Origin of the sequence: Microcystis viridis FACHB-1342, from assembly GCF_014698335.1 — a bacterium.
GTDB lineage: Bacteria > Cyanobacteriota > Cyanobacteriia > Cyanobacteriales > Microcystaceae > Microcystis > Microcystis ichthyoblabe_A.
This window is the reverse complement of record NZ_JACJSV010000052.1, coordinates 22,967-33,726: the sequence shown is the minus strand read 5'-3', so window position 1 is coordinate 33,726 and position 10,760 is coordinate 22,967. Positions and strand designations below refer to the sequence as shown.

12 protein-coding genes and 1 pseudogene are annotated in these 10,760 nt (G+C 44.6%); 7 read left to right on the top strand and 6 right to left on the bottom strand.

The window, feature by feature from the left end:
• The first annotated feature begins 382 nt into the window (after positions 1–382).
• Positions 383–1,276 carry a formylglycine-generating enzyme family protein gene (locus H6G40_RS16365; RefSeq protein ID WP_069475279.1) on the top strand — a complete coding sequence of 298 codons (894 nt, stop codon included), beginning with the start codon at positions 383–385 and terminating at the stop codon, positions 1,274–1,276.
• Between the two features lie 226 nt (positions 1,277–1,502).
• Positions 1,503–1,877: a putative quinol monooxygenase gene (locus H6G40_RS16360; protein ID WP_002735682.1), complete on the top strand. Its 375-nt coding sequence runs from the start codon at positions 1,503–1,505 to the stop codon at positions 1,875–1,877.
• A gap of 147 nt (positions 1,878–2,024) precedes the next feature.
• Here the strand turns inward: H6G40_RS16360 and H6G40_RS16355 are convergent.
• The 3 genes and pseudogenes from H6G40_RS16355 to H6G40_RS16345 form a co-directional block, all read right to left on the bottom strand.
• Positions 2,025–2,342: pseudogene (locus H6G40_RS16355) on the bottom strand (hypothetical protein); the annotation flags it as partial.
• A gap of 174 nt (positions 2,343–2,516) precedes the next feature.
• Positions 2,517–2,723 carry a hypothetical protein gene (locus H6G40_RS16350; RefSeq protein WP_002737153.1) on the bottom strand — a complete coding sequence of 69 codons (207 nt, stop codon included), beginning with the start codon at positions 2,721–2,723 and terminating at the stop codon, positions 2,517–2,519.
• Positions 2,724–2,774: 51 nt separating this feature from the next.
• On the bottom strand, positions 2,775–2,948 hold the full coding sequence (locus H6G40_RS16345; RefSeq protein WP_272014022.1) for a DUF5615 family PIN-like protein: 174 nt from the start codon (positions 2,946–2,948) through the stop codon (positions 2,775–2,777).
• 311 nt (positions 2,949–3,259) lie between these two features.
• Between H6G40_RS16345 and H6G40_RS16340 the strand changes: the two genes are divergently transcribed.
• Positions 3,260–3,796 (top strand): hypothetical protein, encoded by a 537-nt coding sequence (locus H6G40_RS16340; RefSeq protein WP_069475280.1) that lies wholly within the window; start codon positions 3,260–3,262, stop codon positions 3,794–3,796.
• On the top strand, positions 3,741–5,468 hold the full coding sequence (murJ, locus tag H6G40_RS16335; RefSeq protein ID WP_069475281.1) for a murein biosynthesis integral membrane protein MurJ: 1,728 nt from the start codon (positions 3,741–3,743) through the stop codon (positions 5,466–5,468). Before H6G40_RS16340 ends, murJ begins: the two co-directional genes overlap by 56 nt.
• Positions 5,469–5,509: 41 nt before the next feature.
• Here the strand turns inward: murJ and H6G40_RS16330 are convergent, their stop codons facing one another.
• Genes H6G40_RS16330 through H6G40_RS16320 form a run of 3 tightly spaced genes read right to left on the bottom strand, consistent with a single transcriptional unit; the run spans position 5,510 to position 9,413 of the window.
• On the bottom strand, positions 5,510–6,160 hold the full coding sequence (locus H6G40_RS16330; RefSeq protein WP_069475282.1) for a hypothetical protein: 651 nt from the start codon (positions 6,158–6,160) through the stop codon (positions 5,510–5,512).
• A gap of 41 nt (positions 6,161–6,201) precedes the next feature.
• Entirely contained in the window at positions 6,202–7,482 is a 1,281-nt protein-coding gene (hisS, locus tag H6G40_RS16325; protein ID WP_069475283.1) for a histidine--tRNA ligase, read from the bottom strand.
• A 20-nt stretch (positions 7,483–7,502) separates the two neighbouring features.
• The gene (locus H6G40_RS16320) at positions 7,503–9,413 is read right to left on the bottom strand and encodes a heavy metal translocating P-type ATPase (protein ID WP_002737816.1); all 1,911 of its coding nucleotides are present in this window, start codon (positions 9,411–9,413) and stop codon (positions 7,503–7,505) included.
• A 6-nt stretch (positions 9,414–9,419) separates the two neighbouring features.
• Here H6G40_RS16320 and H6G40_RS16315 point away from each other — a divergent pair, with 6 nt between their 5' ends.
• Genes H6G40_RS16315 through H6G40_RS16310 form a run of 3 tightly spaced genes read left to right on the top strand, consistent with a single transcriptional unit; the run spans position 9,420 to position 10,754 of the window.
• Complete coding sequence (locus tag H6G40_RS16315; protein ID WP_024971306.1) at positions 9,420–9,728, top strand: hypothetical protein; 309 nt, start codon at positions 9,420–9,422, stop codon at positions 9,726–9,728.
• A 30-nt stretch (positions 9,729–9,758) separates the two neighbouring features.
• Positions 9,759–9,884, top strand: a complete 126-nt coding sequence (locus H6G40_RS23750) for a hypothetical protein (RefSeq protein WP_002735748.1) — start codon at positions 9,759–9,761, stop codon at positions 9,882–9,884.
• Between the two features lie 9 nt (positions 9,885–9,893).
• A complete protein-coding gene (locus tag H6G40_RS16310) occupies positions 9,894–10,754 on the top strand; it encodes an Rpn family recombination-promoting nuclease/putative transposase (protein ID WP_069475285.1) in 861 nt (286 codons plus the stop codon).
• Positions 10,755–10,760: the final 6 nt, after the last annotated feature.

The window sequence follows — 10,760 nt, the reverse complement described above, 5'->3', positions numbered from 1 at the left end:
ACGGAGGGACAGAGGTGGTTAGCTGAACGTTGGGAAAAACTGATAGTTTTATCGACGTAAGAAGCAGAAAAATTAGCTAAATTAACAGGATGTACTCTCGACAATTTCAAGAGAGATAGGCTTTTAGTGGCTTGGGAACAGGCTTTATCAATCTATTCATAATAAATATTGGCAGAAGATTAAAGATTAGTTATTATGACTAACTCTTTTGATTAGAAAAAGATAAACTTGAGAATCCTCGATCAAATTTATTGACTCAAAATCAGCTATACTTAATTTAAATGAATCAACCCTACCTTATCAAGGGGGGATTAAGGGGGGATCGAACCCAAAATCCATCTTCAATTTAATTATAACCAGCTACTTAACCGCTTCAGAAAAAATGACTAAATTAATCATTCACCGACAGCAACGAGAAGCACAATATTACAGCGAGAATTTAGGGGAAGACATTAATCTCGACATGATGCTTATCCCTAGCGGTTCCTTCCAGATGGGAACCCCAGATCAAGAAATAGAAAGACTCTGTAAAGAATACGATCTAGACTATTTCCAAAGAGAAAGTCCTCAACACACCGTTAATATTTCAGCTTTTTTCATGGGACGCTATCCCATCACCCAAGCACAGTGGCGAGCGATCGCCGCAACTGCTAAAATAGACATCGATCTAGAACTAGAGCCTTCCCACTTCAAAGAGCCATATCAAGAGCAGGATAGATGGACAAGACCCGTAGAACAAGTCAACTGGGAGCAAGCAACAGAATTCTGTAAACGACTATCAAGGGAAACAAAACGGGAGTATCGGCTACCGAGTGAGGCAGAATGGGAATATGCCTGTAGAGCGGGGACAACAACCGCCTTTCATTTTGGGGAGACGATTACCACAGATTTGGCTAATTACAGAGGAACTGATTGGGAAAGAGACAAAAAAGTTTATCCAGGGAATTATGGAAGGGGACTAAAAGGCATCGATCGAAAACAGACGACACCAGTAGGCTATTTTAAGGTAGCTAATGCCTTTGGACTGTACGATATGCACGGAAACGTTTGGGAATGGTGCGAGGACGATTATCACCCTAATTATCAAGGCGCACCCACTGATGGGAGTGCTTGGATTAGCAAGAACAAATCTACTACAAAAGTGCTGCGGGGCGGTTCTTGGTTCAACCCTCCGGATAGCTGCCGTTCCGCTTTCCGCATCGGCAGCCGCAGCCGCGACTTCATCAGCTACGGCTGCGGTTTTCGGGTGGTGTGCGTATTCGGGGGGACTCTGTAACCCTTTTCCTCTTTTTTCCCTTTTTACCCTTGTTCGATTTTTTTGGGCAAATGTACTATATGTGTACTACAAAGGGATTGAGAGAATGATCTCTCTTTTGTCAAAGTGGGTTGAAATCTTGATTTCTCCTAGCCTGAAACGACGTAAATTCGTTAAAATTTTCAAGACTGACAGAAGAGACCACAAACGCGAGGTATCCCTCCGCACCACCTAAAAGGAGAATCTAATGTTCAAAATCGATACTTGCTGTACCCTCGTACCCTACTTTGAAGTACCAGAAGGAAAAATTGCTGCGTTCAAGGAACTAAGCCCCAAGTTCATTGAGAGAACCCGCACCGAAGAGGGCTGTATCCATTATGCTTTTTCCTTTAGCGGCAATATTCTTCATTGCCGCGAGGGTTACGTCGATGCTTCCGCAGTTCTTGCCCACCTGCAAAACGTCGGGGAACTGCTAGACGAACTTCTCAAAATCGCCAAGATTATTCGCCTAGAAGTTCACGCTCCCGCTGCCGAAATCGAAAAGCTGCGGGAGCCGTTGGCTTCTCTTAACCCTCAGTTCTTCATTCTCGACGAAGGTATTCGCCGCACCAGCGAAGCCTAACCCCAGACTGACAGAAAAGAGAAAAAGTAAACTAGAGAGTATAAATAAAGGATCCTTGTCCCCCATTATCCCTAGATTCTGGTTTCTTCTCTGAAAGAAACAAAAAAGCACCCCCTCGCGGGAGTGCCTTTTCGTTCAGACTAGGAATTAACCATTGATAGCAGGAGCGGTCAGAGCTACAGGAGCCTGTTCGCCACTAGCTAAGTCTAAGGGGAAGTTGTGAGCATTACGCTCGTGCATTACTTCCATCCCGATACCAGCGCGGTTTAACACATCGGCCCAGGTACCGATTACACGACCTTGAGAATCGAGAATCGACTGGTTGAAGTTGAAACCGTTGAGGTTAAACGCCATGGTGCTAACACCCATTGCCGTAAACCAGATACCGATTACCGGCCAAGCACCTAAGAAGAAGTGCAGAGAGCGGCTGTTGTTGAAAGAAGCGTATTGGAAGATTAAACGTCCGACCGAGGTAGCAGAAGACACCTAGTAAGAAGTGGAAAATGACTAACTGGTAGGGACCACCGTTGTATAACCACTCACACGTCATCTCCATCAACCCAAAGAATCAACACAGGTCTTTTTTTTGATGATGTACCATCAGTAAATAGAATTTTGGCAACCCAGAACTCACCTCCTTTAATAATCGTCATATAAACCTTCGTCTTCTGAGGCATAACTATTCAGAAAAGAAGAATGAAGGCGATCGCTAACTAAGGTTTTGGGCTGAATAGTAATCACCCACTTCCCTTTACCAATTCCTTGCACAATAGAACTGGGAAGATTGAGTTGCTCCCCTTCTTCAATTTCTACTTCAAAAGCTAATTTTAATAACTGATTTTTCATAAAGCAAAAACACCTATAATATTGGAGATGTTAGCACAGCGCGTAGAAGCATCAGCGATCGCCATCATCAAAAGTGAAAATAACTCGGCCTTGCAATAAAGCATAAGCTAACTGTTCCTCATCAGAAACCCCCATTAGCTCTTTCTCTGAAGACATTGTAACATCAATCCCTCGCATCCTTAAACCTTTGGCGATCGCGTTAGAAACCCTTTTATCTAGTGCGATCGCTTTAGTCTTGTCAACTGCGATCGCTGGTGGGCATTGTTAAGTTTTCTTGAACGGGGGATTTTTGTAATCAAGAGTAGAACCATCAATATTTATGGTTCGGTTGGCTCTTGGTATGATACGAATGTCTATGGAGAAATGGGTGTTATACATTCCAGTCAAATTAAATTTGACAACTAGCGATCGCTTTTCTACGGGAACAGAGAATTAGATAAAAAATACTAATATTTTGTCGCCATCAGGTTCTAGCCGCAATTCAATTGAGTATAAAATGATCTCAGAAAAAGCCTCCAGAAAATGTCAAATCAACCATGAAAAAAATTATTTTGATTTCTAGTCTATCTTTGACAATGGTAGTCGGTACTTCCTGGGCAAAACCCAATATAGTTTTGGCTCAAACTTGTAATTACTTTGCCGGAACTGCTGTGACGGGAAAAAGCGTTAACATCGATTTATGTTCAATTGTTCCGGCTAGTTCGCGTAGTGTTGACTTTGTTTATTATTTAGGAAATCAACGACTGGTTAGCCAAGCTAATTGTGATAACGGAACTTGGACGACTTTTCCCGAAAGACAAATTCATCGTCCCCGCTCTCAGGCGACTCAAACAATGCTAGAGGTGGTGTGTAGTTACAGATTTAATAGTTCTCAATCCACATCAAGAATCGCTACAGCAATAGTGTTTTCTCCACCATCAAATGTGAGAACATCCCCCAATGGCAATATCATCTGTTCAGTCAGAGAACGTAGAACCATCAATATTTATGGTTCAGTTGGCTCTTGGTATTATACGAATGTCTGTGGGGAAATGGGTGTTATACATTCCAGTCAAATTAAATTTGACAACTAGAGATCGCTTTTCTACGGGAACACAGAAACGGGTAAAATCGATCAATGCAGTTGTTTTCTTTCGAGGTGTCGTCATTAATAAGAAAGCTACCCGTTCCTTAGCCGGTATTGCCGGAATTGTCGCCGTTGCCACCTTAATCAGTAAGGTTTTTGGTTTAGTCCGCGAACAGGTAATCGCCGCTGCCTACGGTGTCGGGCCGGTGGTGAACGCCTACGCTTTTGCCTACGTTATCCCCGGTTTTCTGTTAATTCTCCTCGGTGGCATTAACGGCCCCTTTCACAGTGCTTTGGTCAGTGTTTTGGCCAAAAGAGATAAATCCGAGTCCGCGCCGATTGTCGAGACTGTCACCACCCTAGTCAGTGCGATTTTATTAACTGTCACCGTCTTTTTAATCGTTTTTGCCAATATTTTTATCGATGTTCTCGCTCCCGGTTTAGATGCCGCCACCCGCAGCATGGCCATTCAACAACTGCAAATTATGGCCCCCATGGCGGTTTTAGCTGGTTTAATCGGCATCGGTTTCGGTACTCTCAACGCGGCGGACCAATACTGGCTACCGAGTCTCAGTCCGCTTTTTTCCAGTGTGGCGGTGATTATCGGGGTGGGTTTGCTGGCTTGGTTTCTTGGCGATCGCATTGATGAGCCGCAATATGTGCAACTGGGGGGTTTTGTCCTCGCCGGTGGTACTCTCGTCGGGGCGCTCTGGCAATGGTTAGCACAAGTGGGCGCACAAGTCAAGGCAGGTTTAGGAAAATTAATATTTCGTTGGGATTGGCGGATACCGGGGGTGTCGGAGGTGTTGCGGGTGATGATTCCGGCCACCTTATCTTCGGGAATGTTGCATATTAACGTTTATACTGACCTCTTTTTCGCTTCTTTTATCGAAAATGCCGCTGCTTCCATGCGTTACGCCAGTTTTATCGTTCTCACGCCCTTGGGCATCATGTCTAACATGATTCTCGTGCCGTTTATGCCGATATTTTCTCGACTGACGGAACCGGAAAATTGGGGAGAATTGAAGCAAAGAATCCGTCAGGGTTTATTATTGACGGCTTTAACCATGTTACCCTTCACCGCTATCTTTATCGCCCTCGCTTTCCCGGTAGTGCGGGTTATCTATCAACGGGGTGCCTTTAATCTGGCTGCCTCGGAACAGGTGGTTCCCGTATTAATGGCCTACGGTTTCGGGATGTTTTTCTATCTCGGTCGCGATGTTTTAGTACGAGTGTTCTATGCTTTGGGTGATGGCGAAACTCCTTTTAAGGTGAGTATGGTAAATATTTTTCTCAATGGTGCGCTGGATTTCCTCTTGTATAGACCTTTTGGTACTCCGGGGATTGTTTTAGCAACCGTGGGGGTTAATATCCTTTCTATGGGCATTTTTACGGTGATTTTAAATCGTCGTTTAGGAGGTTTACCTTTGGGAGAATGGGGTTTATCCTTATTGGGATTAACGGTAATTACAATGCTTTCTGGTGTTGCTAGTTGGGGAGCTAGTTGGGGATGGGAAAAGGTTTTCGGTGCTGGTAATATTTTCCTACAATTATTACAGTTAGGTTTTGCCTCAACGGTAGCGGTGGGTTTATTCCTCCTCGGTGCGATGTTATTGAAGTTACCTGAATTAGACCTGTTAATCTCGCGAGTTCGTCAGAAGTTCTTGAAAAAATCTTAGGTTTAAGTTGCTGCCTCACCTCATCATTACATACTATCAGGTTATTTATTTTTAGGAATTGGGGGCAGTTGCGGTGATTTTCGGCGAGAATTAGAACCGGATATTTTCGGGGGTAGGGGTGCAGAATTGCGATTAGATAAACTTTGAAGGCTCTTTTTCATATTAGCAGGTTCCGGCAGTTCTAGAGTTACCCCTTCCCCAGCAGTCATTGTTTCCTCTGGTAGGCATAAATCAAAAACAAACGCAGAATTATTAGTTAAATCGGCCAGTTCTAATTTTACCATTTCTCGAGAGGATTCTCGTGCTAAGAAAGGTTCAATTTCGGTTTTAATTAACTGTTCTAATTGAGCCAGATAATTGATCTTAACAGGAGTAACAATTAAAGTTAACATTTCTTGCCAACCTTGCCCCCCTAATTCGGCCAAAATATCCCCATAACAGCGAATTTTCCAGCTACCTATTCCTAAATCTCGATAGGAAAAAATTTCCAGCCACCTCCCAGCATCCGATCGATAATAATGGGTATATCGTTCACTACTTTCGGGAGATTCGTAATCGATACGCACTTCAATATGAGCAAAAGGAGAATCCAGACGGGCCAAAAGACGATAGTTTCCCGAGACAATTTCTAGGGAATTAGTAGAAATTGTGCGTCCGTGATTTTCCCCTTGTTTTTGCAGTATAAATTCCATAATCCTAGCCTAGGCCTAATGTTTGGCCATGACGCTAAAACTTAGGATTTGTGCCGGGAGATTTGCGCTTTTAATTCCCCTGCTTGTGTCAGTAAATCCGCTTGGGTTAGACTAATTTGTTCTTGGGTGGCCATCCATTTCAGTTGTACCGTGCCATTTTCAGCCTCAGCATCCCCCAAAATTATACAGCCCACGGCCTTAGCTCGATCGGCCCGTTTAAATTGTTTCCCGAAAGCGCTGCCGCTTAAGTCTAACTCAACGCTAAACCCCAATCCGCGTAATTGTTGCGCTAACACCACACTGCGGGCCTCAGCTTTTTCTCCTTTGGAGACGAGATAAAAATCGGGAACCAAAAAAGATAAAGATTGCTTTTGTTGTAATAATATAATCAGACGTTCTAAACCGATCGCCCAACCCACTGCCGGCGTGTCTGGACCGCCTAATTGAGCTATTAAACCATCATAACGACCACCACCGCAAACCGTAGCTTGAGCGCCTAAATCATCGGACTGAATTTCAAAGGCCGTATGGGTGTAATAGTCCAATCCGCGCACTAAAGAGGGATTAAGATTATAGATAACTCCCAAATCGGTTAGTAAAGATTGCACCCGTTCAAAATGCTTTTGAGAATCACTACCGAGATGTTCAAGAATACTGGGGGCATTCTTACAGATAATCTTGGTTTTCTCGTCCTTACTATCCAAAATTCGCAGGGGATTTTTTTCTAATCTCTGTTGAGAATCCGCGTCTAAATCAGCTTTGTAGGGAGTCAAATAATCTAGCAGGGCCTGACGATAATTTTGCCTATCTTGGGCATTTCCCAGGGAATTAATATCTAATTTTAGGTTTTCTAGCCCCACAGCTTTTAATATCTCGCTGGCAAGGGTAATTACTTCCACATCCGCCCTAGGGTCATCAGTTCCCAACAATTCGACCCCAATTTGATGAAACTGTCGCTGCCTACCCGCTTGCGGACGTTCATAACGAAACATCGGCCCCTTATACCAGAGTCTTTGTACTCCTCCGGCGGCCTGTAATTTGTGTTCAATATAGGCGCGAACGACCCCAGCCGTTCCCTCCGGTCGCAAAGTCAGGGAACGTTGACCGCGATCGAGGAAAGTGTACATTTCTTTACCCACCACGTCCGTCGCTTCCCCGATACCCCGTTCAAAAAGTTGCGTCTGTTCAAAAATGGGAGTTCGTATCTCTTGATACAGCGCAGTCCCTAAAATTCTGCTGGCAGTTTCCTCTAACCACTGCCAGTAACCGATCTCCGCCGGTAAAATATCTTTTGTGCCTCGGATTGCCTGGATTTCGCCCATAGTTCTCTGTATTTTTATCCCTATTTGAACAATCTTAAACCGCTTAGAGTCACTAATACCGTCGATCCTTCATGACCGATGACACCCAGAGGTAAAGTTATATCACCGGCAAAATTGGCTATCAGCAATATGCCGATAAACGCGAGGGCGAAGGTGATATTCTGTTTAACGATGCGATTGGCACGACGACCGAGGTTAATTGCGCTGGGAATTTTGGCTAAATTATCGGACATAAGGATAATATCGGCCGTTTCCAAGGCCACATCACTACCAGCTTTTCCCATGGCAATCCCCACATTAGCCATAGCTAAAGCGGGCGCGTCATTAATGCCATCCCCCACCATAGCGACAGTGTGATATTTTTCTTGCAGATTTTTGATCACGCTTAACTTATCTTCGGGCAGTAAATCAGCGTAAACCTCCTCAATGCCGAGTTTTTCAGCGACTTGATCGGCACTTTGTTGATTATCACCCGTAATTAAAACGATATGTTCGATACCGATCTTTTTTAGCTGCTTCACCAGATTAACTGCCGATTCCCGCAGGGTATCGGCCACGGCGATCGCCCCGATTATCTGATTCTCTTGTACTACCCAGACGAGGGTTCTGCCTTCTTTTTGTAAACGTTCGCGGATAGCTAAAATATTCTGGTCAAGATCAGTAATATGGTCACGAATATAGGTAAAATTGCCCACAGATACCGACTTATCGGCAATTTTTCCCGTGATACCCCGTCCCGATACCGCTTGCACCTGATTAGCACTGAAGAAATTTATACCACGTTCCCTGGCTGTGGCGGTAATAGCGGATCCGATGGGATGTTCCGAACAGGATTCTAGGGATGCAGCCACCGCTAACACCTCATTTTCGCTGACTGCATGGATAGGGATAATTTCCACCACTTGCAACTTACCAAGGGTGAGAGTGCCGGTTTTATCAAAAGCGATCGCTCGTATGCGGCCGATCATCTCCAATCTTGCGCCATTTTTGAATAAAATCCCCTGTTTTGCCCCGTTAGCGATACCCGATAACAAAGCTGGCATAATCGAGGCCATTAAAGCACAGGGAGAAGCCACCACGAGAAAAATTAAGGCCCGATAGATAGTAGTTTCCCAGGTCCAACCCCAGAAAAAAGGCGGTAAAATCCCGAAAATTAAGCCCAAAATCACGATAATTTTCGCATAACCTCGCTCGAAACCTTCGATAAACTCTTGGGAGGGAGGGGATTCATTTTGTGCCTTTTCTACCAAACGAATCACCCTCTCAATTAAGCGACTTTCGGGGGGAGTTTCCACCTTTAAACGTAGCACTCCCGCACCGTTGAGAGTTCCCGCAAAGACTTCTTCCCCGATGGTTTTATCCACCGGAAGGGATTCTCCGGTAATTGGCGCTTGATTGATGGGACTGTTTCCCTCCATAATAATGCCGTCAATGGGGATTAATTCACCCGGTTTGACCAAAACTGTATCACCGATCTGTAATTGCTTGATAGGAACCTCTTTTTCCCTGTCTCCCGTGATTAATCTAGCAGTATCGGGAGTCATGGCCATGAGAGAACGAATATTGCGATCGGTTTTTGCCATGGCAATCTGTTCTAAAGCGCCACTAATAGCGAAAATCAGGATTAAAACGGCTCCATCGATGATGAGATAGTAATTACTATCCCAGAGTCCCAAAATCGCCGCCCCCAAGGCCGCTACAATCATTAACAGGTCCACATCTAGTTCTTTTTCCTCCCATAAAGTCGTCAATCCTGCTTGGGTACTCTCGTATCCTCCCACCACATAGGCGATCGCTAGTAGGATGAAAGCTGGGCCGATCAGGTTAAAGTGTAGGCATAACCAACCAAAAAAGACTAAAATAGCGCAAATTCCTGCGGCAACTGCCGAGGAATACTCAGAAAACCAAGAGGACGAGATACTCTGAATCATGGATTGATGGCAATTACTTTTCTCCCCATTCTAGAAAAAATTAGATCGATGCAGAAAACCCCTAGGACGTTATCCCCTGCAGCCAACCTAGCTGATAATAATTGGAATTTTGCCGAGGTTTGGATCGATCCGCTGCTATCTCCTCCCTATATCTTGCTTTTACTGGCTGAATCTTCAGGAAACTATCGCGTGTACGATCCCTCTGAGGGTTATCAGGTGGTATTTACCGGTGCGAGTTACGAGGAAGCGGAAAATTGGCTACTAGAGGACGAATTTGAACCGGTAGAGGGACGACTTTCGCCAGTAGAGATATAATTTCCTTATCTTCCTTTCCGCTTTTCTTCGATGCTATCCTTACTAAAAAAGCGATGGAATTGGCTAAAATCGCTCTTTATTGGCAGTCTGAAGGCAATTAACCCCAAAAAAGTCAAAAATACTCCTCCAGAAGCCAGCGACGCACCAGAGGGATAGACCGAACTCATGAAAACCGACACGATTTTCTACCGACTTTTTCAAACCTTTCCCGATCTTCTGTTTGAGTTAATCGACTTTCCCAGGGAATTAGCCAATTTCTATCGATTTTCCTCCGTAGAGGTGAAACAACTATCTTTTCGCATCGATGGAGTCTTTCTACCAGAACGGCAAGATTTACCAATTTATTTTACCGAAGTTCAGTTTCAGAATGATCCGGAGTTTTATGCGCGTTTTTTCGCCGAAATTTTTCTCTATCTCAAACAGACGCAGTTAAAAAATAATTGGCGCGGGGTGGTGATCTATCCGAATCGAAGGGTGGAAAAGGAGAATATAGAGCGATATAGAGAGCTATTACAAGAAACAAGAGTACAAAGGATTTATCTCGAGGAATTAGCTGATATTCCACCAGATTCGCTCGGATTAGCGACGCTAGAGTTAGTAAGCTTACCCGAAGCGCAAGTGATCAACCGGGGAAGGGAGTTAATCGTGCGAGTGAGGGAAACGGGGGTAGAAAATCGCCCACAGGAACTTTTAGAATTGATAGAGACGATTTTGATTTACAAGTTGCCGCAGATTACTCGAAAGGAGATAGAAGCTATGTTTAGTTTAAGCGAGTTAAGACAGACGCGTGTGTTTCAGGAGGCCCTAGAGGAAGGTCGTCAAGAAGGTCGCCAAGAAGGTCGTCAAGAAGGTCGCCAAGAAGGTCGTCAAGAAGGTCGCCAAGAAGGGGAAATCATCGGAAAATTGGCTTCTGTTCCCTTATTATTGCGAGCGGGGGTTAATCCCAAGGAAATCGCCGCTTCTCTGGGATTATCTCTCGAACAGGTCTTAGAAGTGGCTCGCTCGCCGGGAGAGAGCGAGCGCTAGGGTATT